The sequence below is a fragment of the Paenibacillus soyae genome (assembly GCF_024623455.1).
GTDB classification, from domain to species: Bacteria; Bacillota; Bacilli; order Paenibacillales; family Paenibacillaceae; genus Pristimantibacillus; species Pristimantibacillus soyae.
Window position 1 is genome coordinate 46,250 of sequence record NZ_JANIPJ010000015.1, and the last position, 26,855, is coordinate 73,104.

Annotated in this window: 23 protein-coding genes; 20 read left to right on the top strand and 3 right to left on the bottom strand. The window is 53.4% G+C overall.

The window, feature by feature from the left end; translation table 11 throughout:
- The first annotated feature begins 87 nt into the window (after positions 1-87).
- The 5 genes from NQZ67_RS19650 to NQZ67_RS19670 all read left to right on the top strand — a co-directional run bounded on the left by NQZ67_RS19650 (position 88) and on the right by NQZ67_RS19670 (position 9,271).
- Positions 88-1,059: an S-layer homology domain-containing protein gene (locus NQZ67_RS19650; protein WP_257449234.1), complete on the top strand. Its 972-nt coding sequence runs from the start codon at positions 88-90 to the stop codon at positions 1,057-1,059.
- 21 nt (positions 1,060-1,080) lie between these two features.
- Positions 1,081-2,340: an S-layer homology domain-containing protein gene (locus tag NQZ67_RS19655; RefSeq protein WP_257449236.1), complete on the top strand. Its 1,260-nt coding sequence runs from the start codon at positions 1,081-1,083 to the stop codon at positions 2,338-2,340.
- Positions 2,341-2,353: 13 nt separating this feature from the next.
- On the top strand, positions 2,354-8,044 hold the full coding sequence (locus NQZ67_RS19660; RefSeq protein ID WP_257449238.1) for an Athe_2463 domain-containing protein: 5,691 nt from the start codon (positions 2,354-2,356) through the stop codon (positions 8,042-8,044).
- An 84-nt stretch (positions 8,045-8,128) separates the two neighbouring features.
- The gene (locus tag NQZ67_RS19665; protein WP_257449240.1) at positions 8,129-8,785 is read left to right on the top strand and encodes a hypothetical protein; all 657 of its coding nucleotides are present in this window, start codon (positions 8,129-8,131) and stop codon (positions 8,783-8,785) included.
- Positions 8,786-8,869: 84 nt separating this feature from the next.
- Entirely contained in the window at positions 8,870-9,271 is a 402-nt protein-coding gene (locus NQZ67_RS19670) for a hypothetical protein (RefSeq protein WP_257449242.1), read from the top strand.
- Between the two features lie 414 nt (positions 9,272-9,685).
- Here the strand turns inward: NQZ67_RS19670 and NQZ67_RS19675 are convergent, their stop codons facing one another.
- Positions 9,686-10,948, bottom strand: a complete 1,263-nt coding sequence (locus NQZ67_RS19675; protein ID WP_257449244.1) for a BaiN/RdsA family NAD(P)/FAD-dependent oxidoreductase — start codon at positions 10,946-10,948, stop codon at positions 9,686-9,688.
- A gap of 119 nt (positions 10,949-11,067) precedes the next feature.
- On the opposite strand from NQZ67_RS19675, the gene NQZ67_RS19680 reads away from it, so the two are divergent.
- From NQZ67_RS19680 to NQZ67_RS19715, 8 genes are all read left to right on the top strand, one after another.
- Complete coding sequence (locus NQZ67_RS19680; RefSeq protein ID WP_257449246.1) at positions 11,068-11,922, top strand: alpha/beta hydrolase; 855 nt, start codon at positions 11,068-11,070, stop codon at positions 11,920-11,922.
- 28 nt (positions 11,923-11,950) lie between these two features.
- Positions 11,951-13,630 (top strand): two-component system sensor histidine kinase NtrB, encoded by a 1,680-nt coding sequence (locus tag NQZ67_RS19685; RefSeq protein WP_257449248.1) that lies wholly within the window; start codon positions 11,951-11,953, stop codon positions 13,628-13,630.
- 61 nt (positions 13,631-13,691) lie between these two features.
- Complete coding sequence (locus NQZ67_RS19690) at positions 13,692-13,826, top strand: hypothetical protein (RefSeq protein ID WP_257449250.1); 135 nt, start codon at positions 13,692-13,694, stop codon at positions 13,824-13,826.
- 16 nt (positions 13,827-13,842) lie between these two features.
- Positions 13,843-14,196 (top strand): DUF3905 domain-containing protein, encoded by a 354-nt coding sequence (locus NQZ67_RS19695; protein WP_257449253.1) that lies wholly within the window; start codon positions 13,843-13,845, stop codon positions 14,194-14,196.
- A 101-nt stretch (positions 14,197-14,297) separates the two neighbouring features.
- Positions 14,298-14,732, top strand: coding sequence for a BrxA/BrxB family bacilliredoxin (locus NQZ67_RS19700; RefSeq protein ID WP_257449255.1), 435 nt, complete (start codon positions 14,298-14,300; stop codon positions 14,730-14,732).
- A 13-nt stretch (positions 14,733-14,745) separates the two neighbouring features.
- Positions 14,746-15,555, top strand: a complete 810-nt coding sequence (gene nadE, locus NQZ67_RS19705; RefSeq protein WP_257449257.1) for an NAD(+) synthase — start codon at positions 14,746-14,748, stop codon at positions 15,553-15,555.
- A 139-nt stretch (positions 15,556-15,694) separates the two neighbouring features.
- A complete protein-coding gene (gene acpS / locus NQZ67_RS19710) occupies positions 15,695-16,093 on the top strand; it encodes a holo-ACP synthase (RefSeq protein ID WP_257449258.1) in 399 nt (132 codons plus the stop codon).
- Between the two features lie 63 nt (positions 16,094-16,156).
- Positions 16,157-16,384 (top strand): hypothetical protein, encoded by a 228-nt coding sequence (locus NQZ67_RS19715; protein ID WP_257449259.1) that lies wholly within the window; start codon positions 16,157-16,159, stop codon positions 16,382-16,384.
- Positions 16,385-16,447: 63 nt separating this feature from the next.
- Here NQZ67_RS19715 and NQZ67_RS19720 read toward each other — a convergent pair whose 3' ends face one another.
- Positions 16,448-16,807, bottom strand: a complete 360-nt coding sequence (locus tag NQZ67_RS19720) for a c-type cytochrome (protein ID WP_257449260.1) — start codon at positions 16,805-16,807, stop codon at positions 16,448-16,450.
- Positions 16,808-16,903: 96 nt separating this feature from the next.
- On the opposite strand from NQZ67_RS19720, the gene mutY reads away from it, so the two are divergent.
- The 3 genes from mutY (at position 16,904) to NQZ67_RS19735 (ending at position 20,046) form a co-directional block, all read left to right on the top strand.
- Complete coding sequence (gene mutY, locus NQZ67_RS19725) at positions 16,904-18,076, top strand: A/G-specific adenine glycosylase (RefSeq protein ID WP_257449261.1); 1,173 nt, start codon at positions 16,904-16,906, stop codon at positions 18,074-18,076.
- 17 nt (positions 18,077-18,093) lie between these two features.
- A complete protein-coding gene (locus tag NQZ67_RS19730; protein WP_257449262.1) occupies positions 18,094-18,726 on the top strand; it encodes a bifunctional 4-hydroxy-2-oxoglutarate aldolase/2-dehydro-3-deoxy-phosphogluconate aldolase in 633 nt (210 codons plus the stop codon).
- 132 nt (positions 18,727-18,858) lie between these two features.
- Positions 18,859-20,046, top strand: coding sequence for a transglutaminase domain-containing protein (locus tag NQZ67_RS19735; protein ID WP_257449263.1), 1,188 nt, complete (start codon positions 18,859-18,861; stop codon positions 20,044-20,046).
- An 83-nt stretch (positions 20,047-20,129) separates the two neighbouring features.
- On the opposite strand, the gene NQZ67_RS19740 is transcribed toward NQZ67_RS19735, so the two are convergent.
- Positions 20,130-21,272 carry a conserved virulence factor C family protein gene (locus NQZ67_RS19740; RefSeq protein ID WP_257449264.1) on the bottom strand — a complete coding sequence of 381 codons (1,143 nt, stop codon included), beginning with the start codon at positions 21,270-21,272 and terminating at the stop codon, positions 20,130-20,132.
- 254 nt (positions 21,273-21,526) lie between these two features.
- Between NQZ67_RS19740 and NQZ67_RS19745 the strand changes: the two genes are divergently transcribed.
- From NQZ67_RS19745 to NQZ67_RS19760, 4 genes are all read left to right on the top strand, one after another.
- Complete coding sequence (locus NQZ67_RS19745) at positions 21,527-22,636, top strand: MBL fold metallo-hydrolase (protein ID WP_257449266.1); 1,110 nt, start codon at positions 21,527-21,529, stop codon at positions 22,634-22,636.
- A 69-nt stretch (positions 22,637-22,705) separates the two neighbouring features.
- Positions 22,706-23,773 (top strand): Gfo/Idh/MocA family protein, encoded by a 1,068-nt coding sequence (locus NQZ67_RS19750; RefSeq protein WP_257449268.1) that lies wholly within the window; start codon positions 22,706-22,708, stop codon positions 23,771-23,773.
- Between the two features lie 178 nt (positions 23,774-23,951).
- Positions 23,952-25,571: an ABC-F family ATP-binding cassette domain-containing protein gene (locus tag NQZ67_RS19755; protein WP_257449270.1), complete on the top strand. Its 1,620-nt coding sequence runs from the start codon at positions 23,952-23,954 to the stop codon at positions 25,569-25,571.
- 203 nt (positions 25,572-25,774) lie between these two features.
- Positions 25,775-26,680 carry a cation diffusion facilitator family transporter gene (locus NQZ67_RS19760; RefSeq protein WP_306812968.1) on the top strand — a complete coding sequence of 302 codons (906 nt, stop codon included), beginning with the start codon at positions 25,775-25,777 and terminating at the stop codon, positions 26,678-26,680.
- Positions 26,681-26,855: the final 175 nt, after the last annotated feature.

Consider the following 26,855-nt stretch of genomic DNA (forward strand, 5'->3'; position numbering starts at 1 on the left):
CTCCTTGTTGTTACATGACAGGGAGAAGTGTGCTTTTTTGCGTTCCCTTCGCATCTAAAAATAAGAATTGGCAAGGAGTGTATAAGCATGTTACAACTGAAACGAACCGTACTTTTGGCTATGTTTGCCATTGTAGTCAGCCTAAGCGCTTTTATCGTATGGAGCGGCTTCTCCTCGGTTTACGCTTCGGAGAGGGCGGTCGTTACCAAAACCTTTCAGCTGTCCGAGGATGTCGAAACGTTGACGTTAACCGTGGAAGGCTACGATGGCTCGTTTGGCTCCCGGTTGGAGCTGCCGGATGGTCACGAGATTAAGGGAAAGGACAGCACCCGGATTCTAGGGGCTGACCGAACCTATTGGGCGACTGCTTATACGATTTCGCCTGCTCGGAAGGGCGACTATACGATAACGATCGACGCGCCGGTCAAAGCTTTCTATAACCTAATCGTTGACGTGCCTCACTTCTCGGATACGGCTTTACACTGGGCGAAGGCGGACATTGACGGTTATGTGGAGAGAGGCATCGTTAAAGGATATGGCAACGGAAAGTTCGGTCCGGAGGACGCGGTTACCGGCGAGGCTTTCATTAAGATGCTGGTGCTGGCCTTGACCGAGGAACAGCCGAACGGTCTCCGCCAGTGGTCGCCGTTATTCCGGTGGAAGATGAAGGATGAAGAGAAGAGCCTGGAGCTAGGATGGAAGGAATACGACTTCCTGAGGGAAACGAGCGGTGAATGGTCTGCTCCGTATGTAAGCGCGGCGGCGGATCTAGGCATAACAAGCCGTTGGGAAGAGAAGCAGCTCCGGGCACCTTTTAAGCGGAAGGACGCAGCGCTGCTGTGTGCCAATATCATGAATTTGCTCGCTGTGGACAAGCCGAAGGTAGCAAGCTTCAATGACGTGTCGAAGCTGGAGAAGGAATACATGGCCGCTATTAACTTGGTTAGCAGTCAAAGCATTATTTCCGGCTATCCTGACCGGACGTTCCGGCCGGAGGCCCTCGTAACGCGAGCAGAGACGATTAAGATCCTTACGAGACTTGAAGCGTTTCTTAAATAACCAACATTGGAGGAACTACGAATGAAGAAAGTTATTATCGCTCTGGCGTTATTGCTGGGTTCTATCGCGCCTATTGGACAAGCTCAAGCTGAGGCTGATGTTGCCGCTACTGACGAAATGCCGTTCACGGATATCGCAAAGCATTGGGCGAAGGACAATATCTTAAAAGCCTACGAAAGCGGCCTCGTCGATGGATTCCCGGATGGCACCTTCCGCCCGGATGACGTTGTGACGGCGGATCAGTTTCTAGTGATGATGCTACGTGCACATAGCGTGACGGTGGACGGGAAAACGGAGTTTGATCCGGAGTGGTATAGAGAGTTAGGGGCTGTACAACCGGGACACTTGAACACTATTAAATCTACAGTAAGTAGGCAAAAGTTTAATTTCCAATCTGCGTCGGCAGGTTACTGGGCAAAGCCCTTCATTGATTTTATTTTTGAGACTCCATTTATTTATACAAACGATTTAGTTTTTCCTAAGGACTACAATCGGTTTAAGAAGCAGATTATGAGGGAAGAAGCATCCTATTTACTTGGGAGCTGGTTTACTACCTTCGACTTCAGGCTGCAGATCCAATACGCTGAACACATACTGAAAAACTCTGGACTCAAAGATTTTAACAATTTTGGAGTTGATGCGGGTACTTACCGTGCTGATGTTTTGGCTGCTGGCTTAATGAACGGGTATCCAACCAACAATTTTTATCCGAAGAGATATGTCACAAGGGCCGAGGCATTAACAATGGCACAGCGTCTTAGAGAACCAGCACTAAGAATACCATTTAAGCCCAGCCTAAAGGGCCTGTATTATACAGAGAATGAAGGGACAGTCTTCTTGTTTAGCGATAAGACCAAATATGACTTTTACAATAAGTTCGTTGCATTGGCTTCCCAACATATTAAAACAGGTTATATCTATAAATTCGGCGGTAGCGGGCTCCAGATTTTTAAATCCGAAGATGATTATGAAAAATGGATCTATATGACTAAGACCATGCAGTTTGAAAATCGGCCAACCGCAGAACTTATTGTTCAAGTTGATCCAGATACTTATAAGACGGCCGGCATTGTTTTCCCGTACGATACGACATTTCCAAATACGAAGAACTATTTGGCATCCGTTTACGATATGCTCGCCGGTCCTGGAATGGGGAGTGGGCTTAAAAAACAGGTTGATTTATTAATGGCCGATGGTATTAGCAAAAGTTTCACCTATAACGGAAAGAATTTCGAATATAAGAATCTAGGTAAGTTGATTTCAGTAACGCTATATTACTAGGGAGGAACTTTAGGTGACCATAAGGATTCGCAAAAGAATCATTTGGACGCTGTTAGTCGCATTTTTATTCTCATTCAGTTCATTTGTATATTGGCCAAAAGAACATGCGACGGCAGCAACTGTATCAACTCCAACTTCCATTAATGGTTATCCTAATAAGTGTAAATATAATACCTCAGTCGACGGCCCTATACCCGAAGGCGTTGCCCCTTGTTCGTTACCATCAGAGGATAACAAAAATGGTTTCAAGTTCAATTCTAAGTTTTATTTTGATCCCGTCATTATAGACAATGATCCATACACCGTTCTTCCGGCTCGCAAGCTTATCGTATATGGTACACCGTTTACTGTCCCTTCAAAGATCCAAAGCTTTAAAAAAGGAATGCAACCGGACGGTGGCGTAATTATCCCGGGTCAAGGCCACTTTTACGTATATAGCAATGAACATGGTGGCTATGTATTTGGGGAATATCGCTACCTCGGATTCACCTATGATAACAACCTCTATTCAAATATCAACTTTATCGTAGACATGGATTTAGGAGTCCCCATCCAAAATAAACATTGGATATACTTGCCTTGGAAAGAGCTTCCGAATGACTACGCACGTAAACCATCTACTCCAGGTGCGGTATACGATGGCCGTGAAGATGTAACGAGTAGAGATTTCGACCAAATTAGAGAATACATTCAAAACAAGCTTAATTTTACAATGACTCAGAGCGTTAGATACTCGGACCGGTATAAGGTTTTAACTGGTTTTCAATATCGTGACCCAAGGCAGTACATGTCCCTACACCAATCACCAACAACCAAGGAACGTGGTATTGGCACGATGTATCATTACAGCTGGGACAGTAACTCCATTTGGTATCAAACGTTCTTCATGCCGAAATTGGATGAAACAACAAAGGATCGCGAACGAGTAGAGGCTTCCTGCGCTGTAGTGCCGGTAAGCAACAAACCAATTCCCATTGGGAAAAGCAAGAAAGTGAAAGTAGAAGTAAAATTGACCGGAACCTTGCTTGACGAGGATTATTACGGGGAGCCATTAGACGAATTCCTTTACTATACTCGAAAGGATATAGACTACTGGCGCTTGGATATGAGCAACCCAGCAGGCGGGGGATATACGCAGCTCGCTTCCAACAAAGCCAAGGATGGTGTTGTCGTAAAAAGTAACACCGCTTCAGCTGTGTACACCATCGAAATTGATACTCAAAAGCTGGATCGGTCGAGTGACGATGTATGGAAATTCAAATCAAATGCGGGCGTTTTCGCGTTCTATTATGACCATACCTACAGCAATCCATCATATTCGTCTCAATACTGTAACCTTGAAGTTAATTTTGAACCGACTGAAAAACAACCGATGCTTAGCAGCTTCGGTGTCGTTCCTGAAATTCAGTTCGAGCGTTTATCGCAGTTTACAAGCGCGATGGTTGGATATGAAGATTTCTCCTATGGAGAAGACGTCGATTATTACGAATTCGAAATTACAAATATCAGTGACGGAAGCAAAGCAACGAGAAAATTTGATCCTGCAATCCCGGAAGTCAAAGCCCCAAAGGCTGGGTATCTTGATCAAGCTGCCGTACAAAATTTCTTGCACAATTTTATGAAATCAAAGTTCTCACAAGAAATGGTTTCCGATTCAATAGCGCGACAATTCGAGATTAAGCAAACAATTGTTGACAAGGACGCAACCGTGAATAACAAGTCCATGGCATTACAAAGCGTAACGGTCATACATACTCCCGTAGCCGGTTGCGGAGTAGACCACGACACATTGCCAGCTCCACCGCAGTACATTTCGCCGAAAGCTGACTGGCCGTTTGATTGGTATGACGTCGTGCCTTTCCCCGTAACCGATTCGGCTCCAGATTTGATTCCGCATAAAGGCTGCGAGGATCCAGTAGGATATGACGAGTTTACCAAACGGGTATTTATCGATGGAGCTGAAATTGATGCCGAGGAATTTTACAACGGCGACTATATCTTTGGCGAAGACAAATTAGGTATCAGGGAAGTGAAGACGACATTCACGGCCCCGGACGGCACCGAGTCGTTCAAAATCCAGCATGTCGTCATTCATGAATCGAAACCCCGAGTTTCCCTTAAACTTGAAGGTTTGTATAAGCAAAACCGTACGATGACGGCCATCGATCGATCGGCCGCCAGCAATGATCAATGGGTGGAGCAAAATTCGCCGCTAGAAATTACTTCATTCAGCTTCGTTAAACCTAGCGATCCGAATTTGAAATGTCGTACAGGCTATTGCGAATCGAATAAGTCTGAAAAAATGTATATGTACAAGGAGCCTGGCCATTATAAAATGAGCATTGCGGCCAAGCGCGTTATTACTTATGACGGCGGCAAAACGATTACACGTTATTCCGATCCGTATGTGGTTGATTACGAAATCATGCCTGACCATAAACCCGCCGTTGCGGTCCATGCCTATAACACGGAGATAAGCCGCCTTGATCAATTGGAGCTGCTTTATGATGTAGTTAGCACGGATGGGGACTTTATCGCTGAGCAAAACATGAAGGTATATCACGATTCGGATAATGACGGCGATTTTGACGATCTTGTATTCGAAACGGATGAACCGATTACGCAGCTGCCTCAGCTGAGTAAGCTCGGTCAGTACCAAATCGTAGCCTATGCGAAAGAAGGAACAACTCAAAATCGACTCATGGAGTTTGTTTCTCCAGCTGACGATAAGACGCATACGGTAGAATCGTATTTCTTCATCGATAACTACGCGCCGTCGAGCGATCTGTACTTGGACGTTCCAAATGAAAAAGCAGATATGGACGTCTACTTCATGCTCGACGCGAACCTTAAGCAAGAATCAACGGATTATGTACGCGGAAACAAGGTGACGCTTACCAATGCCTTTAACAGCGCGAACATGCTGGCCAACATCGGCATTTGGGATATGAAGACGTATACGTACAGCCAGTCGGCAAGTACAAGCAGAAGTACCGGCACATCATATCCGCCAAGTACCACGACATACAGCTCAGAAGGTTATTCCGGGACATTGACGAGAACCAGTGTTTCAAACTCTCCGTACTCGGTGGATGAAGGGAAATATGTTTCCAAAACAGATTCAAAGACCGCAACAGGTTCATGTTCAAGTTCCGTTACTACCTATTATGACGAAAAGGGCAATTATGATAGTTCGAGTAGTTGGAACAATTGTGGAGGCTCCCAATCATACAGTGACGGGCAATATAGCGGTACGTTATCCCGTACAGGCGAATCACCGAACGGCCCGAGTTGTGGCTCTACGGGACCAAAGAATGGCTCTTGCTCCCGTGGTTGGACGGCCTACTATTCGGGTACGGTTTACTGGACTCGTGACGTATGGGAACCCAAAATGGTATCGTACGACAGCTATACCGGCTTCTACAGCGGCACGATTTACAAAGACGTGCGGCAGCCATTCGATACGAGCTTTATGCGCGCCGTTCCGACTAAATATGTCATCTATATTTCAGATGGCGGGGCGACTCAGTTATCAGACCTGCAAAATGTGATGAACAAACACAACGCCCATCTAATCCTTGTAGGATCGGATATTCTTGAATCGCAGATTAGTCATGAAAAGTTCATTGCCCATGATGACTCTATTGAAAATGTAGTGGACGACGTCATCCAATATATCGCGGAAAGCAATCCCGCGAATCCAAAAGTGCTGAAGCTTATCGGAGAAACAATTGAAACGGCCACGGCCACGTTTGATGCTGAAAAGGATTCGATTCCTGAAGAGAACGACCAGCTTCAGATCACGCAGGAGCCGAACTATTACGATAACTCGATGGGCTTCGACACGTTCGGCGGGAAGCAACTCATATCCGATAAAAGCTCGGCAAACTGGCAACCCTACCAATCAGCGATAACACTGAATAAGCCAGGCAAGTACCAGTTCATTCGACGTACCAAAGACTTACCAAGCACTGATCCTAACTTCGCGGACTATTCTTACTACTCTAATGAATCCGTCATAGATGTTTACGTCCATCGCAAACCGATTCCGGACGTCGCGCTGGATTTCGACTACATTTTGTCAGAGAATCGCTACCGGACTTCATGGATCGATCTTAGCTACGACCTCGATCACAGCATAACGAGAGCGGCTACGGATCGCGGTATCCAAGCGCGAGCGATTAAACTGACGAACGAAGGAACCGGCGAAGTATATACGAGAATCCCGGAATCGGTTGAACCGGGCTCCTATATATTGGACTACACGGTCCAGGACATTGAAGGCGTTTGGTCGGACCCCATTCGGCGCACTTATATTTTGCCGACGACCGTTCCTGTACAAATGAAATCAAACCTAAAAACGACTTACCCCGGTTTCTCATTGGCAAGCGTACCGGCCAGCGAGAGCCTGACGGCTTATGATTTGTGGACGCGCTATCCGTACGCCATCCATCTCCAGTTCAATATGGGGAGCATTCTTTCAAGAAACGTTCCGTATTACACGGGGACGAAGACGGGCAACGATATTCGCTGGGCGGACGAAACGTTTACGATTCCGAATACGACGCCGGACGGGCCTTATACGTTCTCGATTCGCGGCAACGGCACGGTGGCGGGTTCGACGGCGGTGCAGACGTATTCCGTTAACGTCGAAACGCCGATTCAATTAACAGGCAGAGTTGATTCGCTAGACTCGGCTATCCAAGATGTCGATACCGTTGTAGTGGGAGACAGCTACAAGCTATATGCACATACGACCAAGTATCCGGATCAGTTGGCGAACCCTTCGGCAACCACGGTTGTCATTTTCAAAGGGACGGCTTATCAGCGCACGATCGTATTGGCATCCGAGCTGGAATCATCGACCGGCTATGGAGCGAAAAGTTGGAATGGAGCCATCACTATAGGCAATATGCCAAACGGGCGATATACATTCGAGTGGAGATCGCGCACTCCAAACGGGAACATGGAAACCGTCGCCAAACAAATTGAAGTCGTAAACAACCGTCCCCCAACAGCGGACTTATTATGGTCGCCGAATCCCGTATATGAAGGGGATACGGTTCAATTGGCTTCAAGCATACGCGATCTGGACGACGATACTTTAATGGTAAATTATGAAACCATCAGTCCAAGCGGCTCAAGACGGACATTCCAGTATACGCTTGATCCGGATTACGAACATACGGAGCCGCAGCTTCGGATGGTAGAAACCGGTAATTGGCTAGTAAGGCTGACCGTAAGCGACGGCAAGGCTCCGTCCGTTGTCGTGGAGAAGACGATCCCGGTAAGGACGCTGCATGTCGGCGGGGAAGTGCTTCATACCGAGCTGTGGAACAGCCATCGACAAGCCTATAATCGTAAGAAAAGCGGAAATCCGGATTCGCCGCGCGGCTATGACGTATTCTGGGCGGGGGAGAAGTTTGTTCTTCGTGCGGATACGACCATGACGGGAACGCCGACCCGGGCGCAACGGGTAGAGGTCGCTTTCGGTATCTATGAGGCGGTTCTTTCGGCGGAGGACGCAGCACAAACCATCTGGAACGGTGAGCTGTGGGACGAAGCGTTCGAGGGGCTGGAGGACGGCCCGGCACGCTTTGTGTTTACGGCATATTATTCGAACGGCACCGTCAAGACGACGGAGGTTGAAATCCAGCTGCAAGGGAGCGCTTCGGAAATCATCGGGGTTCATCGGGTGAAATAAGTACTATATCGATTAAGCGTAAAGAATGCGCCGTACTTCCTGAAGGAAGAACGACGCTTATTTTTGTTTTAAGGGGCGAATGGGATGGATTTCGAAAAACAATTCGAATTATTTGTGGAGCAGCAGCGCGCTGGTGCCAGCGGGCTGAGACTAGAGCGGCTGTCGGGCGATTTGACGGGCACCAAAAAAATGTTCAAGGAAGCGTTGTGGCCGGTTTTCCAAACCTTTGAAGGCTTTGTCTTGGAATATGAGCTAATGAACAGCCCGGATCAGCCTTTGTTTGTCAACGCGCTGAACGTGCCGTATTGGACAGGCTTCGAAAGCGAAGATTATTTTGCGTATGTCGAGACTTTAACGAATGAGCAGTTCAACACGGAGCAGCTGCGAATCCGCCATATGGTCATGCTTGGAATCTTATATTGCCCATTCAGCTGGGATGAGCTTGACATGCAACCGGAGCTTTGCCGCGAGTCCGTTCATACGTTATTGGTAAAGCACAGCCGCCGAGCGTCAATCGAGCTGAGCTTGACGGAGAAGGAAGCACTGGTTGCCCTGCGGATGATGGGCAGGCCGTTTCGAATGAAAGACGTCAATGATTGTTTGGGAAACCAAGACCAGGCGAGTTTAATGGTCATACGAAAGCTGCTGGATAAAAAACTGATTTTGCCTTTGCACGACGGGAAGGCGAAAAATCATTATTTTATTATCAACAATGAAGAGCTTCGAAAACTGATGCGTTAAACATGATTTTCCGAAAAATTGGCATGCTATTGCTATGACGAGTAAGTGTCACATCATATTGAGCTAGCGAAAGGGAGATGACCGTTGTCACAGCATTCGGCGATAATGTTCGACTTCAGCGATAACAGAAGCGCGGATTTGGCGAGAAGCATGCTGCAGGAGCTGGGCTATGACCCCGTCATGCACAGCGATACGCGCATGCACATCCACGTAGACGGGGGAGACCTGACTTCAGCGCTCGAAATTGCGCAATCGCATGGCGGGCAACTAGTGGAGCAGTCGGCGATCCGGAACGAAGCGATTACCAACACGGCATACGCGCTGGATGGGATTACCATCCCGGCTCATGTCGTGAATGAGGACTGGGTGGCCCAAGAGGATCAGCAGGAATACCACAACCATGACGGCGCGGGGAAATACGGCGAGGACGAGTTCAGGCCCGATCCCGAGCATTACAATCATTTTTCCGGCGATGTCCACACGTAAACGCAATAAAGGTACAGCCTTCTGATGGAGGCTGTACCTTTCTTTGGCTATGGTTATGTCAATAAGGTTCTAGTTGTGATAGCAACGGAACAGAGAAGCCTTATTTCGGATAAAACCGCATCATTTCGAATGGTAACGGAACTGTGCGCCGTTATTCGCCTGTTTTCAGTGCGATTCTACCCCAATTGCGGGTAATAACGTCGCTCAGTTCCGTTAGGTCCCGAAAAGCCCACGTTTTCCGCAAAATAACGTCGCTCAGTTCCGTTACTCGCTCACCAAAGCCCACCAACGATCGCCCACCGGGGTGCCCACCAACGATCCCCCACCGGGAGCGCTCGCCGAGAGTCGCCCACTCCCTACGCTCCCGGGATCCATGACGGTAGACATGCGACTACTCGCTGAGCAAATGTTCCCTTACCTTCGGCTTTCCGCGGCATGCTTGCCGGCGTTGTAGCCGGTCGTAAAGGCAGCCGTAATGTTGTAGCCGCCAGTGTAGCCGTGGATGTCTAATATTTCGCCGCAGAAGTACAGTCCGTCCATCAGCTTCGACTGAAGGGTTCGCGGATCGATTTCCTTCAGATGGACGCCGCCGCCGGTGACGAACGCCTCTTCGATGGACAGCGTGCCATTCACCATGACGGGGAATGCCTTTGCCGTCTTAGCCAGCTCGAGCCACGCCTGCTTCGGGATGTTGTCGTACGTGATGTCTTCGCGTACGCCGGCTTTGCTCAGCAAGAGCGGAATCAGCCGCTCGGGGAAAAAGCCTTTGACGGCGTTTTTCACCGTCTTGCGTGATTCGTTCCGACACAAAGCCAGCGTCTCGCTGTAGATTTCGTCGGCGGACTTGTCCGGGAAGAGGTCGATCGTCGTCCGGACGGGCTCGCCGCCGTTCTGCTTAAGCCCCTTCACGACGAACTGGCTGCATCGCAGCGCGATCGGGCCCGAGAGGCCGAAATGGGTGAAGATCATATCGCCTTCGTGCTCAATGGTTTTTTTTCCTTTGGCATTCCAGACCGATAACGAGACCCCGCGCAGCGATAAGCCTTGCAGCTCCTTGCTGCGGATGAACGGCTCCTTCGACGTGAGCGGCACCTCGGTAGGAAATAGCTCTACGATCGTATGGCCCGCTTCCTCCGCCCATGCGTAACCGTCTCCCGTAGAGCCGGTATGAGGGACGGACTTGCCGCCGACGGCGACGATGACCGCGCCGCCGCGGATGGTTTCGCCCGATTTCAGCTTCACGCCGACGGCGCGTCCATCCTCGTAGAGCACGCGATCGACGGGGCTGTTCACCCGAATGTCGACGCCAAGCGACCGGACCTTGCCCACCAGGGCGTCGACGACCGTCTTGGCTTTGTCGCTGATCGGGAACATTCTCCCGTTATCCTCTTCCTTCAGCCGAATGCCGAGCTCCTCGAAGAAGCCGATAATATGCTTGTTACCGAAGGCTGCAAGAGCGCTGTGCAAATATTTGCCGTTGCCCGGTATGTTTTTGATCAGCTCGTCCAGCTCTTTGGCATTGGTCACGTTGCAGCGGCCGCCGCCGGAAATTCCAAGCTTGCGTCCCAGCTTATCTCCTTTGTCCAGCAGCAGCACCTTCGCGCCGCTCTCTCCCGCCGATACGCTGGCCATCAGTCCCGCTGATCCCGCGCCGACTACAATAACGTCAAAATTCATTTCACTTTTTAACTCCCTGCATGGTTAACGCTATCAAAGTAGTTAACTTTTTCTATATTCAAATTTATGATTTCCAGTATAATTTAATTAGATAAAAGGGGCAAGGAGGCCGAGCCGCCATGTTACGGGAAGAGTGGCAAGTTCACGGGATATCCGGTCGCAAGCTGTACGTCAGGGAGTGGAAACCTGCGGAGATCAAGGCCCAGGCCGTCGCCGTGATCGTTCACGGTCATGGCGAGCAGGGAGAACGATACCGGCACGTGGCGGAACGGATGACGGACTCGGGGATCGTTGTCGTCGGCTATGATTTGCAGGGACACGGCCGCTCGGAAGGCGCGCGGGGCCATATCGCCAGCATCGAGGAAGCGATCGATGACACGATGGCGATCCTTGCGGAGGCGAAGGAGAGGCATCCCGGTCTGCCCGTCTATTTGTACGGACATAGCATGGGAGGCAATATCGCGCTGAATACGGCGCTTAGTCGCCGGCCGGATATGCAGGGGCTTATCATCTCCAGCCCTTGGCTGAGGCTCGCGTTCAAGCCGCCGGCGATCAAGGAATGGCTCGGGAGAGGCGTCGCGAAGCTGTGGCCCGCGCTGCGCATGGGATCGGGCCTGAAGCCGGAGGACCTTTACCGTCCCAGCGATTTGAACATATCGCCGATTCAAGATGATTCGCTTAATCATACCATTATTACGCCCAAAGCTTATTTGGAGGTGCAGGAAGCGGGGGAGCGGGCGCTTCGGAACGGACATGAGCTTCAGCTTCCGCTCTTGCTACTGCATGGCGACGCCGACCGCATCACTTGCTACGAATCCAGCAAGCGGCTGGCGTCCTCGCTTGGAGAGCGATGCGAGTGGATTTCCGTTGAAGGCGGCTATCATGAGCTTCATAACGATATCGATGGAGCGCGAACGATAGACATGATCATCGATTGGATTCACAGTCAGCTATCTTCACACGCACATAGATAAAGAGTAGGGTTAGGAGGCGCGGATTACAGTGCTCAAGGATTTGCTGCTCCAATTTTTTCTTTCGGTGCTGCCCGTATTCGCATTCCTTCTTTGGCATGACAAAGAACGCGGTTGGAATGGCTTTAGGCCTTTCATCGCGATAACGAGCGGATTATCCATAGTATTATGTTTGCTTACGACCTCATCGGTGAACGAATACGAAGTAGATTTTCGAATAATTCCATTGCTGATAGGTTCGTTATACGGCGGTTATCGCGCGATGATCGCCTTGACGGTTCTTCACACGGCGCTGCGAATTCCGACGCTGAGCAGCTTGGAGGAAACCTTCAGCTTCGTTGTTTTTTTGTGCTTTACGGTGTTGCTCCTGCTACTGGCGATCGGACGCTTTCAAAGGGCTTCGTCTATTAGGAGAGAGAGAATCGGACTATTCGTTATTTTCCTGCAGCTGCTGGTTACGACGATCATCATGAGCGTGCTTCTGGTGAGGGACGGCATACCTTGGACACTGTCCGCCGCGCTGGACGTCCTGATGGCCGTAGCGGGGATGCTTCTCGCGATCTGGCTGTCGATTTATATCATCGAGGGGATTAAAGAAAAGCAGCAGCTCCATAACAAAGTGAATCAATTGTCGACCAGCTATCGGAACGAGGTAGAGAAGCTTCAACAGTTTATCGACATCGCGCCCATCGCGGTTATGATCATCGACCGGGACGGACGGATCACGCATGTCAACGATGAAGGGCTTCGGCGGTTTCATTTGACGGATACGTACAAAAGCGTGGACGACCTGAAGAAGAAGAGATACGATTACGTATTTCAAGAAAGCGCCGGCGGCATGTGCGTCAACCTGCTGGAACGCGGATTACAGGGCATTCCATCCGGAACGGTGCCTCATATGGAGGAAGGGAAGATGCTGCTCTATTCGTCCGTGACGCTCCGGGACGAAGGTAATCTGGAGGTGACGGGCGCCGCGTTGATCGCTCAGGATATTACGGAGCTGAGCGTGCTGCGGGACGAGATCGGCCGGATGGAGCGGCTCAGTCTAGTCGGGCAGATGGCCGCCAGCATAACGCACGAAATCCGAAATCCGATGGCCGTCATCCGAGGCTTCGTCCAATTGATTCAGGAGCGGAGCCCGCAGGCTCATCGCGAGTATTTCCGCGTTATTATGGAAGAGCTGGACCGGACGAATCTCATTATTAGCGACTTCCTCTCGCTTGCCCAGAACCGGGAGCTTGAGATGGAGACGGCTTCCCTGAACGCGAGCATCAACGATCTGGCGCCGCTGCTTCTCGCGGATGCCAATCTAAGAGGACAGTCGCTGGAAGTCGACATAAGCGAGGATCTGCCGCCGCTGAAGCTCAATGACCGGGAGATTAAGCAGATGCTCCTGAATATCGCGCGCAACGGCATGGAAGCGATGGGCGAGAAAGGCGTTCTCCGAATTCGAACCGCTTATGAGAACGGGGAAATTAAAGTTTACATATCGGATGAAGGCGTCGGAATTCCACCGGATACGATGAAAAGCTTGTTCGAGCCTTTTTTTACGACGAAGACCCAGGGGACGGGCCTTGGCTTGCCGCTGTGCCTCAGCATTGCCGAACGGCACGGGGGCAGAATCGACGTCCAAAGCGCGGAAGGAGGAGGCACGACATTTATCGTTTCCTTTAACATATTGAACGCGACGGGTGCGCATAATACTCCTTGAATGGCAAAGAGCGGATGCCGCTTGCCGGCAGCCGCGACCCCACTTGAAGGAGGAAGGCAACATGTCTGACCGTTACCAGTCAAGCGGAGATTCCGCCGAGCAGAAGGAGCAAGCGGCCCGCAATCAATCGAAGGCGAACCAAGAGGGCCCGGGCATCGACAAGAAGCTGAACGGACCGAACCGTCCGTCGACCTAAAGTCCGGGGCTAACCGATGACCGGGCCTGAGGAGAAGGATGATCCGTCGCTCGACCCTTACGAAATCGAGTTTCTTCCCGCTTTTCGGGATGACCGGGGACCGAGGGAACCGTTCGTTAACGAATACGGAGTCGTCATCGGCGATCACATGTACCAATCGGAGCATTCCCCCCTCGAGCAATGGAGCACGGAGACCGATCCGGCGATCATGTCCGGGGACCAGTGGGTGCATCCATTCAAAGACATCGGGTTCTTAACGTCTGAGAACCGGGATTGGTTCGAGAGAGGCATCCCGCCGGAGACAGGCGGCTTTGCCCATCCGGAAGAAGACGCCGCGAGCGGAGTCGATCTTCCGGACGTAAGCGGATAACATGGCGGAAGAGGGCAATCGGAGGCATAACTCCGGTTGCTTTCTTTTCGTAAGGGGCGTTATAATAGCTAAAAATAACCTATTTCAAGGAGTGGTTTGAAATGTCGATGTCGTTCGAGAGATACATGCTGGATATGGTTCAGCCGATGCGTGACGATCTGACGAAGCTGGGTATCCAGGAGCTTCGCACAGCAGAAGAAGTGGAAGCGAACGTGCCGGACGCGAAAGGCACGGCACTGATCGTAATCAACTCCGTGTGTGGATGCGCCGCGGGCCAATGCCGCCCAGGCGTTGCGCAAGCGTTGCAGAACGAGAAGCTGCCGGATCATCTGTTTACCGTGTTTGCCGGCCAAGACAAAGAAGCTACGGCGAAAGCCCGCGAATATTTTGCTCCTTACCCGCCGTCCTCCCCTTCCATCGCGCTGATGAAGGACGGAGAGCTGGTGCATTTCATCGAACGCCATCAAATCGAGAATCGTTCCGCCGCGGAGATTGCGGCTGATTTGACCGAAGCATTCGATAAATATTGCGGTTAATAGGAGCTGCCATATGACCTTACAGAAGGAAATTATTGAACGTCTTGGCGTGAAGCCGACGATAAATCCGGAGGAAGAGGTCCGCAAGCGGGTCGATTTCCTGAAGAAATACGTGCTGGCTTCGGGAACGACCGGTCTGCTGATTGCGATCAGCGGGGGAATCGACAGCGCGGTCGCGACCGGACTTTGCAAACGCGCAACGGATGAGCTCACGGCGGAGACGGGCAAGGATTATATGACGCTCGGCGTATTCCAGCCATACGGCGATCAAGTCGACATCGCGGACAGCTACGCGGTCGCGAAGGCGTTCGATCTGAAGCACACGGCGGAGACGAACATCGCCGAAGCGGTGGACGAAATTGCGCTGGAGGTCGAGCATTCCTTCAAATCGCTTGGCATTCCCCGTCATATCAGCCGGGCCGGCAAAGGCAACGTGAAGGCGAGAACGCGCATGGTGATGCAATACGCGCTGGCCTTCGATCTCAATTTGCTCGTCGTTGGCACCGATCATGCGTCCGAAGCGATTACCGGTTTCTATACGAAGTGGGGCGACGGCGCGGTCGACATTACGCCGCTCAGCACGCTCAACAAGCGTCAGGTTCGTCAGGTCGCGGCTTATCTAGGCGTCCCGGACAGCGTTCTGAATAAAGCGCCGACGGCCGGTCTATGGGAAGGCCAGACGGATGAGGACGAGCTGGGCATCAAGTACGACGACAACAGCGACTACCTGGAAGGCAAGGATGTTGCGCCGGAAGTACGGGAGAAGCTGGAGAAGCAGTATTTGAAAACCGAGCACAAACGATCGCCGATTCCCGGCATCTAGCTTTAAGGAAGGCTGCTTGGCAGGTCGTTCGCACGACTGCCTTGCAGCCTTTTTTTGCGGGGTGCGGCGAAACGAGCTCCTAGGTTGACATTGCTGGAACCATCTGCTAATGTCACCTTCAGGAAAAGGAGGCAATGGCGTGATTGTTGGGATCGGACATGACTTGACGGACGTGGTCCGCGTATCCGAGATGCTGGGCGGCAAATATGGCGAACGGCTGATGAAGCGGGTATTGACGGATGGGGAGAGAAAGCTGGCGGAGTCCTACAAGGGAGCAAGGCTTGAGCAATTCGTCGCGGGACGGTTCGCTGCCAAAGAAGCGATATCCAAAGCATTCGGCTGCGGAATCGGCGGCCTGCTCGGCTTCGGGGATATCGATATCCAGAGGGACGTATACGGTAAGCCGACCGTCTCGTTGACGGACGAGGCTTGGAGCAGACTATCGCTTCGGGCATTCGATACGGCTATCCATCTGACGATTACGCATGAGAGGGCGCTTGCTTCCGCGTTCGCCGTCATCGAGAGGATAAAGTTGTAACCTTTGGCCCATACTTGCATGTAATAGGTACATAAGCAGGTATGCGCTGAAAGGAGAACGGCCATGCATAGAAGACGTCAGGAAGGTACGAAGCGACGGTATAAAACCGGGCAGTGGGTACAAGTCGAAGGACTCTATTCCAATGATTGGGGCGACGATTTGCTCCTTATGCAAGGTGACTTGTTCCCTTCCCATCCGCAGATGGGAGAGACGGGCTGGACCTATGCCGGTCCCGTAATCGAGCATGCGTGCAAATCGCCGAAATGGAACGGCAATTTTATCGGTTACTAAGATGAAGCGGCTCCTCATACAAGCTGCCCGTCCCTAAGGGGGAACAGGCAGCTTTTTTTCGTGTTATTTTTTCCCGGCCAGCCAGTTCGCCAAACTGGAAATCTCAGCCTCCGTCAGCTTGTCCGAGAAGCCCTGCATAACGCCGCTTCCCTGCTCGATCTGGGTAATGATTTCGGCGGCGGTCATGCGCTCGCCGACCTTCTGTAGATTGGTTTTCTCTCCGATTTTTCCTTGCAGATCGGTGCCGTGGCAGCTGACGCAATTCGCTTTGTACAGGCTGGCTACCTCGGCGGGCGCGTCCTGAAGGGCGTTTCCCGCGGGTTTGGCATCGCCGCTTCCGCCGCAGCCCGCTAATGCCGTCAGTAAGACGGCGGCTCCCAGTCCTTTTATTACCACCCATCCGTAACCTCGCAAGAGATTCATAGGATCAACTCCTTCCATAGGCATAGAAGCTATTAACTCGTATAATAGAGCATAACGGAAAAACAAACAACGACGTAAGCGGAAGGAATCGATTGGATGGTTAAGCAAGAGGCATCATTGTATTTCAGCAGAGAACTGCTCGCCTGGTATAGGAGAGGCAATCGCGACCTGCCTTGGAGAAGGAATAAGGATCCGTATCGGATTTGGGTGTCCGAGATCATGCTGCAGCAGACGAGAGTAGAGACGGTCATTCCTTATTACGAAAGATTCATGGCGCAATTTCCTACCGTACAGGCTCTGGCAGATGCTCCCGAGGAAGAGGTGCTGAAGTGCTGGGAAGGGCTCGGATATTATTCGAGGGCTCGGAACCTGCAAGCGGGAGCGAGGATGGTCGTGCAGCTATACGGCGGGATTATCCCGGACGACAAAGAGGCGGTGGCCGGATTGAAGGGCGTAGGCCCCTACACGGCCGGCGCGATCATGAGCATCGCGTTCAACCGGCCCGAGCCGGCGGTCGACGGCAACGTGATGAGGGTATTATCGCGATTCTTCTGCCTGGAGGACGACATCGCGAAGCCGAAGACAAGAGTCGGCATCGAGAAGCTGGCGGCTTCGCTTATTCCGGAGGGGGCAGCGGGAGATTTCAACCAAGCGCTAATGGAGCTTGGCGCACTTGTATGCACCCCGAAGTCGCCAAGCTGTCTGCCTTGCCCGGTTATGGAGCATTGCGAGGCAAGACTTCAAGGAAGAGAGCTGGAGCTGCCGGTCAAGACAAAAGCGAAGCCGCCGCGTCCCGAGTACCGTCTGGCCGCTATCGTGCGAGGAAGCGGCGCGAACGAAGGCAAAATACTGGTGCGGCAGCGCCCGGAGTCGGGCTTGCTTGCGCAAATGTGGGAATTGCCGCATGTGCTTGCAGGTGACGCAGCCGGCGACTGGTACCGGGAAGACGCGCCGAAGGAACGCGCGGAGCTGGCCGAGGCGATCACCCGCGCGCTGGAGGATGAGGCGGGTCTGCTAATCCGGCCTACCGGCTGGCTTGCGGACGAGGAGCACGTGTTCAGCCATATTCACTGGCATATGCGGGTGTATGAGGCGGATCTGGGCGAAGGCCGCGCCGACGCGCAGAACATCATGGCTGCGGAGGCGGGGGCCGGCTACGAGACGGACGCCGCGCGATCGGCATACCGCTGGATCGGGCGGGAGGATATGGACAAGCTGCCGTTTCCGAATTTGTTTTTGCGAATATTGGGGCAGTATTGGAAGCGATAAGAACAGGGGGAAATCACATGGGCAGCATGCTGAACGAATTGCTGGAGCACAAGATTGTCGCCATCCTGCGCGGCATTGAAGACTCGCGGGCCGATGAGACGGCAAAAGCGCTTATCGACGGCGGAATTAAGCTGATGGAAATAACGATGAATACGGAAGGCGCGGCGAAGATGATCCATCGCTGGCGGGAGAAATTCGGGGATCAAGCGCATATCGGCGCGGGAACGGTCATCGACGTGAAGAAAGCCGAAGAAGCCGCCGCGGCCGGCGCTTGTTTTCTTATCTCGCCGAATCTCGATGAGGAAGTGATCGCTTACGGCAAGGAGCGGGGCATCGCGGTTTGGCCGGGGGTCATGACGCCGACGGAGATCGTGAAAGCGATCAAAGCCGGTGCCGATGCGGTGAAGCTGTTCCCGATGGGCACGCTTGGCGTCAATTACTTGAAGGAAATTCGCGGACCGCTGAACGAGATACCGATTCTGGCGACGGGCGGGGTGGATCTCCACAATATCCAGGACTACTTCCGCGCGGGAGCGAACGCGGTCGGCATGGGCGGCAAGCTTGTCAATATGGATTGGGTGAAGGAAGGACGGTTCGACCTGATCGCGGAGCGGGCGCGGGCATTCGCCGACGCCGTTCGCGCGAAGTAGAAGTCATCTTTCGGTCATACAAGCATATGATGATAGGAATAGCGCGGATTGCGGCTGCCTTCCGGCTGCCGTCGTTCGCGGCCGGCCATGCAGGCGGATGACTTCGACTTCGTAACCTTGGGGGAGGAACGTATGCGAAAAGGATGGTTCAAGCTGCTGATGCTGGTCGTCATCGTCGCAGCGGCATACAGCCTTAACAAGAAGATGGACGTGTTCCCGTCTACCGCCAGCTCGGAGGTTGCGATGCAATCGGCTGAAGGAGAGGGCGGATTGGAGAAGAGATACGTGAGCGGCGAGGAAACAGCAGACCGGCCTTACGGCAAGCTGGAGCAGGCTCTGGCCTCCGGCTTCAAGGAGCGCTCCGAGCGCTTCTCCGCCACTTACATAGGAGACAAGTCCAAGCTGTCCGACAATATGACGGCTATCATCCGAGAAGCGCTTACGTATGACGACTATTCCGCCTACATCCTGGAATCCTATCTGTATACGATCAGAAGCTGGGGCAATAAGTCGACGATTTCGGTGGAGGCGAGATACCGGGAGTCGCCCGAGGAGACGGCCGAAGTCGACCGCGTGATCGATGAGGCGCTAGCCGACATCATCAAGCCCGGCATGAACGACCACGAGAAGGTAAAAGCGATTCATGATTGGGTCGTCACGCATGTGGAATACGATCAATCGCTTACCTACTATACGGCATACGACGCGGTTGTCCGCGGCAAGGCGGTTTGTCAAGGATACTCGTTGATCGGTTACCGGATGCTGGACCAAGTAGGCATTCCCGTTCTGATCGCCGAAGGCACGGTCGATACGGGAGAGCACGCGTGGAACATGGTGCAGCTGGACGGCAAGTGGTATCATCTGGATCTGACGTGGGACGACCCGATCGGCGCGCAGGATGATCGAATCCGCTATACCTATTACTTGAAGACGGACGAAGAGCTCCGCAAGGATCACGGCTGGACGAGAAGCTATCCGGAGGCGTCGGCCGCTTATGCGGATACGCTGGACCAGCTGGAAGCGGAGAGCGGCGAAAGAGAGGCGCTGCGCTACGGCAAGCTGAAGCTGTCGCTTGGCTTGCACTGGCTCGAACAGGAGAATACGGTGACGGACGGCGAGCAGCTGCGGAAGAAGATTCATTCGGCCGTTCGATCCCGCACTACGCATCTGGAGTTCCGCTACGCGGACGGAGACGGATTTCCCGAGCAGCTAAAAGCGGCGTTCCAGGACGTAGGAGTGGCGGTCGGCTACCGGGCAAGCTACGAGAAGTTCGGCAGCGACAATTCCTTGCTGATTAACCTGCATCTTAATTACCCGTAAGGGGCTAAGCTCCAAAAAGAAAGCCCGCGTCATCGCGCGGTCCTCCCGGACCACGCGTTGCCGCGGGCTTCTATCATGTTAGATCAGCCGTTCCGATTGCGAGCGGCGGTCATCTGCTGCCATACGGTGCCCGCCGCTTCCTCGCCGCGCTTGATCCGCTCGAGCGCGATTTGCGCTTGCAGCTGGATTTCGAACTCGCTGTCCTTGGCCGCTTCTTCAAGCGCATCGACCGCGGATTCGTCCCCCGCCTCGTAGAGGAACCGGGCGGCTCTCCAGCGGACAAGCTTGTTCTTGTCCTTCAGAGCTTCGATCATCGGACCGATCGCGGCCGGATCGCCCATGTCGGATAATGTATCGCCGGCCGTTCTTCTGACGGACGAGGACTTATCCTTCAGCGCCTCGAACAGAAGCGGCAGCGATTCCGGCGAGCGCAGGTCGCCCAAATAGACGACGGCCAGCCTGCGGATCGAAGCGTTCTCGTCCCTTAGCGCTTCCGCTAGCAGCGGAATCCCTTCCGGCTCGCTTACGTAACGCTCGAGCGCCGCGTATCGTACCTGCCAGTCGTCGGACTGGAACTCGCGCTTGGTCTCTTCCAGCGTTAGAGGAGCGGGTCTCGGAGCGGGAGGAGCGGCTTGTTCGCCCGGTCTCGCGGCGAGCGAAGCTTCGACGAGAGCGGACAGACGCTCGTCCGTGTAGGTCGCGTCCAGCTCGCGGACGATCTCCTGCGCGATCTCCTCCGGTTCGCCGTAACGGACGCCGAATTCCTCGAGCTTCCGTTCCCTGATCATGCTGGAGCCCGCGGCCGCGTTAACCGCGTCCGTGAATTTGGCGGGGAGGGCAGAGCGCACTTCGCCGTCGTTCATGCGGACTCTCACCTGAATCGGTATGCCGCGGAACATCTGCACGAGCACCTGCGCTTCGCCGAAGCCGGCGTTCATCCCGCCTGCCGCCGCTCCGTCGCCTTCTTCGCCGGCCTGCAGCAGCACGCGCGCCTCCGCGAGAATACGGGCCCAGTCCGCGCCAGGCTTCCGGTCAAGCGCGATGAAGTCGGCCGTGCGGAACAGGCTTCGGACGCCTTCGATGAGCAGCAGTCCTCTGAGCGGCTCCGGCGCGTTCTCCGCTTCGTTCGTCTGGTAAGTCAGTCTTCGCCCGCGCGGCAGCGTCTCGTCCACGTTCAATTTCATGGAATTGGGGCTGGGGGTAGGTTCTATCGATATTAGCTTCATAAGAAGTTCGCCTCCTGTTTGCAGAAATCAATGGCGCATGCGGTTAATGCCCATTGAACTATCCTTTTTACTATACCATGACAGCTGCGGATAATCCCAGTATTCGGCACAAGGTCAGCCGTTCCCGGAGTACAATGGAACATAACGGTCCCCTCGCGAAAGCCGCTTTCGCGGGGCTGGGCATATTTGCAATGCATGCCTATCGCTTGGTATCTTATTGATAAGTCGTACTCGGCGAGGAGGGAGAGCTGAACTTGAGGATTAGAAGATTCGTCAACCAAGATCAGGTGGAACAGCATAATTCCTTAAAGCAGTTCAAAAGATGGCGTAAAGAACGAGTCCGGAAGCTGAGGCAGAAGGATTATTCCTATATCATTCCCAGCGTCGAACCGGAGCTGCCGTTCCTGCTCGAGAACAAGACGCTTCCCACGATAACATGGATCGGACATTCGACCTTTTTCATGCAGATCGGCGGACTGAATATCGTGACGGATCCGGTGTGGTCCGGCCAGATGGCCTTCCAGAAGCGCTTGTCGGCGCCGGGCATCCCGATCGACCGGATGCCTCCTGTAGATGTCGTGCTCGTGTCGCATTCGCATTACGATCATCTAAGCATTTCTTCCTTGAGGAGGCTTACGGGGACGAGGCGCCTGCTCGTGCCGGCCGGCCTCAGCGGGAAGCTGAGACTGAAGGGCTTCTCCAACGTGACGGAATTTAATTGGTGGGAATCCACGGTCATCCAGGGCGTGACCTTCACCTTCGTGCCTTCGCAGCACTGGACGCGCCGCAATCCTTGGGATACGAACAGCTCCCATTGGGGCGGCTGGGTTATCGAGTCCGCGGGCGCGGCTGGCGGACGTGCGATATCCGTTACCGGTGACGAGACCCGTGACGCACGGAAGGAGACGTTGTCGGCTTCGATGCGGGAAGCGGCGGCATCCGCCGATGCAGACGGCAGAGACAGCCGCAGAGCCGGCGCGGAAGGCAGGCCGCTTGTTTCGGCTGCTCCTACCGTTTATTTTGCCGGAGACAGCGGGTATTTCCGAGGCTTCCGGGAGATCGGGAGCCGGTTCCGCATCGATGTGGCGCTTATGCCGATCGGCGCCTACGAGCCTGAATGGTTCATGGGGCCGCAGCATGTCACTCCGGAAGAAGCGCTGCAAGCGTTCGAGGATATCCGGGCGGGATGGTTCGTCCCCATGCACTACGGAGCGTTCAAATTGGCGGACGACACGCCCCGGGAAGCGCTCGATCGGCTGGAGGCAGGCAGAATGAACAAAGGCATCGGCGAAGATCGGGTTATCGTCTTGCCCTTGGGCGAGACCTGGAGGCTTGCGAATTCATCGCCAATCGAGCCGACATAAGTGTTATACTCTACTCCATAGGTGCTGAAAACCGAACTTTTTTGAACACGATCTAAAAGGAGAATCAACATGACTCATAACATCATTACATTCGGCATCATCGGAGCAGGCGCGATCGGCAACGTGCACATGGGCACGCTGGCTCAGGTCGAAGGGGTAGAGACGAAGGCGGTAACGGATGCTTATTTGCCGCTCGCGCAGCAGCGGGCGGAGGAGCACGGCATCGGCGCCGTTCACGAGTCCCCGCAAGCTTTGCTGGAGGACGAAAGCATTGACGCGGTCATTATCGGCGTGCCGAATCAGTTCCATGCGTCGCTTGCCATCGAAGCGCTGAAGCGTGGCAAGCACGTGCTGCTTGAGAAGCCGATGGCTATTGATTCGGTAGCGGCCCGCGCCATCGTGGAGCAAGCAGAGAAGTCGGGCAAGGTGCTCATGATGTCCCATCAGATGAGGTGGAAAGGCCTCAGCCGAGCGGTAAAGGCGCGCATTGACAGCGGCGATGTCGGACGCATCTACAACGCGAAGACTGGCTGGCTTCGCAAGAAGGGGATTCCGGGCTGGGGCTCATGGTTCACTCGCAAGGATCTATCCGGCGGAGGTCCGCTCATCGACATCGGCGTTCATATGCTGGATCTGTCCCTCTATCTGATGGGAAATCCGAAGCCTGTTTCGGTATTCGGCTCCACCTACGCGGAGTTCGGCCCGAACAAAGAAGGCATCGGCAATTGGGGAACGCCGAACTGGGATGGCTACTATGACGTCGAGGATCTTGCCTCCGCGCTGATCAAGCTCGAGGGCGGCGCGACGCTGTCGCTTGACGTCAGCTGGGCGGCCCACGCGGCCGGCCTGCCGGAGGAGCCGTTCATTCATCTCATGGGGACCAAAGGCGGCATCGCGATCGTAGGCGAGAAAGCGACCTTCGTCACCCATGCGGATAATCAGGTCGTCGAGACCGAGATCGAGCCGCTGGAAGGCGAGGAAGACCGCATCTTAATGATCAAGCATTTCGCAGAGTGCATTCGCGAAGGCAAGACGCCGATCACCTCGGCCTTGTCGGGTTATACGAACAACCGCATTCTCGACGCGATCTACGAGTCATCCCGAACGGGCGGCATCGTGCCGCTGAGCTGGAATTAAACCGGAAGTGTAACACGGACAGAGCCTCCTTCATAACGCTTGAAGGAGGTTCTCTTTTGGCAGGACGGCTGCTTGTTCTTTTTCAATTAAACTTGTATAAACGTTCGTTTCCGCTAGCCGTATATGCTATAATAGTTCGAGAAAATGCGATTTTGTAGTGAAGGACGGGATTAATACCATGATTAGCACTAGCGGCATCACGCTTCGATACGGGAAGCGCGCGCTTTTTGAAGATGTAAATATCAAGTTTACGCCGGGCAACTGCTACGGTCTGATCGGAGCGAACGGAGCCGGCAAATCGACGTTTCTGAAAATTTTGTCCGGGGAAGTCGAGCAGACGTCGGGCGAGGTTCATATTACGCCGGGCGAGCGTCTGGCGGTTCTGAAGCAGAACCATTACGAATACGACCAGTTCAAGGTGCTGGAGACCGTTATTATGGGACATAAGAAGCTCTACGAGGTCATGAAAGAGAAGGACGCCCTCTACGCGAAAGCCGACTTCACAGACGAAGACGGCATGCGCGCCGGCGAGCTGGAAGCGGAATTTGCCGACATGAACGGCTGGGAAGCCGAGTCGGAAGCGGCGGAAATGTTGAACGGCCTGGGCATCGGCACGGATCTGCACGATAAGCAGATGTCGGAGCTCGGCGGCAACGAGAAGGTTCGCGTTCTCCTGGCGCAAGCGTTGTTCGGATCGCCTCAGATCCTTCTCCTCGATGAGCCTACGAACCATCTGGACATCGAGTCCATCCGCTGGCTGGAGGATTTCCTCTCCAGATATGAAGGCACCGTTATCGTGGTCAGCCATGACCGTCACTTCTTGAACCAAGTTTGTACGCATATCGCGGACATCGACTTCGGCAAAATCCAAATGTACGTGGGCAACTACGACTTCTGGTACGAGTCCAGCCAGCTGGCTCTGTCGCTGATGCGCAGCGAGAACAAGAAGAAGGAAGACAAGATCAAGGAGCTGCAGGCGTTCATTCAGCGCTTCAGCGCCAACAAATCCAAGTCCAAGCAGGCGACTTCCCGGAAGAAGCTCCTGGACAAAATCACCCTGGACGACATTCGTCCGTCGAACCGGAAATATCCTTTCATTCTGTTCAAAGGCGAGCGCGAAGCCGGCAAGCAATTGCTGCTCGTTGAAGGCCTGACGAAGTCCATCGAAGGCGAGAAGCTGATCGACAACCTGACGATCACGATCAACAAGGGCGACAAGATCGCTTTCGTAGGTCCGAACGGCCTGCCGAAAACGACGTTCTTCCAGACGATCGCGGGCGAGCTGGAGCCGGATGCGGGCACGTATTCGTGGGGCGTCACGACGACCCGCGCTTACTTCCCTAAGGATAACTCCAAGTACTTCGACGGCGTTGACCTTAACCTCGTCGAGTGGCTCCGCCAGTATTCCAAGGACCCGGACGAGACGTTCCTGCGCGGCTTCCTGGGACGGATGCTGTTCTCCGGCGACGATGCCATGAAGAAGGCAAGCGTGTTGTCCGGTGGCGAGAAGGTTCGCTGCATGCTGTCGAAGATGATGCTCGAAGGCGCGAACGTGTTCATCTTGGATGAGCCGACGAACCACTTGGATCTCGAATCGATCACGGCGCTCAACAATGGCTTGATCGATACGGAATGCACGATTCTGTTTACTTCGCATGACCATCAGTTCGTGCAGACGATCGCGAACCGCATCATCGAAATTACGCCTAACGGCGTCATTGACCGGATGATGACTTACGACGAATACCTGGAAAGCCCGGAAATCAAAGAAATCCGCGAGCGTATGTACGCGGTATAGAAGGCATAAACTAACCGTCTTGGGAGCAATAATTCCCGAGGCGGTTTTTTACATATATGGCGCGGCGCCCGTTTGGCGGCCGTCCCACTCTTTTGCCTTGATGCACAAAAGTGCGTACGGGGTCAACACTGTTTCTCTAGACCCACACGGAAACGATCGGGTATGATACCCTAGAGAGTTCGCTAGAGGATCGGTAGGAGGGTATGAATCTGACACAGTATGATGATATTAAACAAGGCGAGAAAGGCGCATGGGTCAGCATCGCGGCCTATATCGCATTATCGGCGCTGAAGCTCGGAGCGGGCTATTGGTTCGTCTCAGGTGCTCTAGTCGCGGACGGATACAATAATTTAACGGATATCGTAGCATCCGTGGCGGTATTGATCGGCCTGCGCATTTCGCAGAAGCCGCCGGACAAGGATCATCCGTACGGCCATTTCCGGGCGGAGACGATTGCGGCGTTGATCGCGTCGTTCATCATGGCAAGCGTAGGTTTGCAAGTGCTGATTTCCGCGGTACGATCCATCATCGCGGCGGAGCATGCGATGCCCAATCTCATTACGGCTTGGGTCGCGTTGTTCTCGGCGGCCTGTATGGGCGTCGTGTATTGGTTTAACAGCCGATTGGCCAAACGCATTCAAAACCAGGCGCTTATGGCGGCAGCCAAGGATAATTTGTCCGATGCGCTCGTCAGCGTAGGAGCGGCGGTCGGCATTATCGGGGCGCAATTCGGCATGCCATGGCTGGACCCCATTGCCGCGTTCGCCGTCGGCGTTATTATTTGCAAGACGGCTTGGGGCATCTTCTACAGCTCGACCCACGCATTGACCGACGGCTTCGACGAAAAAGAGCTGAAGACGTTCCGTTCGACGATCGCCAAGACAAAAGGCGTCATATCGATCAAGGACATCAAGGCGAGAGTTCATGGCAGCAACGTGCTGGTCGACGTTATTATCCAGGTCGATCCCGAGCTGTCGCTGATCGAAAGCCATCAGATTTGCGACGATATCGAAAGAAGGCTGGGTCGCAAACATAATATAATGGGCGTCCATGTGCACGTGGAGCCGCTGGAGGAAGCGGAAAGCCCATCGAATTCGACGATGAATTGAGGAATATATACGGTTAGAACCGCCTCTACTCGCATGGTAATTGTCACCAGTCCGATTTACTGGAAATGAAAATTAGAACTTTAGTCCTATTGTCGAATGAGAGGCTTCTCATATTTATGAGGTTTTTGGCGGATTCCCACACGTTCAGCCGGCACTAGGAAAAGCTTCTATCCGC

Bases quoted from the DNA above. Each gene is read 5' to 3' on its own strand.
- NQZ67_RS19750 (WP_257449268.1), top strand. From the start codon at position 22,706: ATGACTCATAACATCATTACATTCGGCATCATCGGAGCAGGCGCGATC.
- NQZ67_RS19735 (WP_257449263.1), top strand. From the start codon at position 18,859: ATGCGAAAAGGATGGTTCAAGCTGCTGATGCTGGTCGTCATCGTCGCA.
- NQZ67_RS19700 (WP_257449255.1), top strand. From the start codon at position 14,298: ATGTCGATGTCGTTCGAGAGATACATGCTGGATATGGTTCAGCCGATG.
- NQZ67_RS19715 (WP_257449259.1), top strand. From the start codon at position 16,157: ATGCATAGAAGACGTCAGGAAGGTACGAAGCGACGGTATAAAACCGGG.
- NQZ67_RS19650 (WP_257449234.1), top strand. From the start codon at position 88: ATGTTACAACTGAAACGAACCGTACTTTTGGCTATGTTTGCCATTGTA.
- NQZ67_RS19730 (WP_257449262.1), top strand. From the start codon at position 18,094: ATGGGCAGCATGCTGAACGAATTGCTGGAGCACAAGATTGTCGCCATC.
- NQZ67_RS19655 (WP_257449236.1), top strand. From the start codon at position 1,081: ATGAAGAAAGTTATTATCGCTCTGGCGTTATTGCTGGGTTCTATCGCG.
- nadE (WP_257449257.1), top strand. From the start codon at position 14,746: ATGACCTTACAGAAGGAAATTATTGAACGTCTTGGCGTGAAGCCGACG.
- NQZ67_RS19755 (WP_257449270.1), top strand. From the start codon at position 23,952: ATGATTAGCACTAGCGGCATCACGCTTCGATACGGGAAGCGCGCGCTT.
- NQZ67_RS19740 (WP_257449264.1), bottom strand. From the start codon at position 21,272: ATGAAGCTAATATCGATAGAACCTACCCCCAGCCCCAATTCCATGAAA.
- NQZ67_RS19665 (WP_257449240.1), top strand. From the start codon at position 8,129: ATGGATTTCGAAAAACAATTCGAATTATTTGTGGAGCAGCAGCGCGCT.
- NQZ67_RS19675 (WP_257449244.1), bottom strand. From the start codon at position 10,948: ATGAATTTTGACGTTATTGTAGTCGGCGCGGGATCAGCGGGACTGATG.
- NQZ67_RS19680 (WP_257449246.1), top strand. From the start codon at position 11,068: ATGTTACGGGAAGAGTGGCAAGTTCACGGGATATCCGGTCGCAAGCTG.
- NQZ67_RS19720 (WP_257449260.1), bottom strand. From the start codon at position 16,807: ATGAATCTCTTGCGAGGTTACGGATGGGTGGTAATAAAAGGACTGGGA.
- NQZ67_RS19760 (WP_306812968.1), top strand. From the start codon at position 25,775: ATGAATCTGACACAGTATGATGATATTAAACAAGGCGAGAAAGGCGCA.
- NQZ67_RS19695 (WP_257449253.1), top strand. From the start codon at position 13,843: ATGACCGGGCCTGAGGAGAAGGATGATCCGTCGCTCGACCCTTACGAA.
- NQZ67_RS19690 (WP_257449250.1), top strand. From the start codon at position 13,692: ATGTCTGACCGTTACCAGTCAAGCGGAGATTCCGCCGAGCAGAAGGAG.
- mutY (WP_257449261.1), top strand. From the start codon at position 16,904: ATGGTTAAGCAAGAGGCATCATTGTATTTCAGCAGAGAACTGCTCGCC.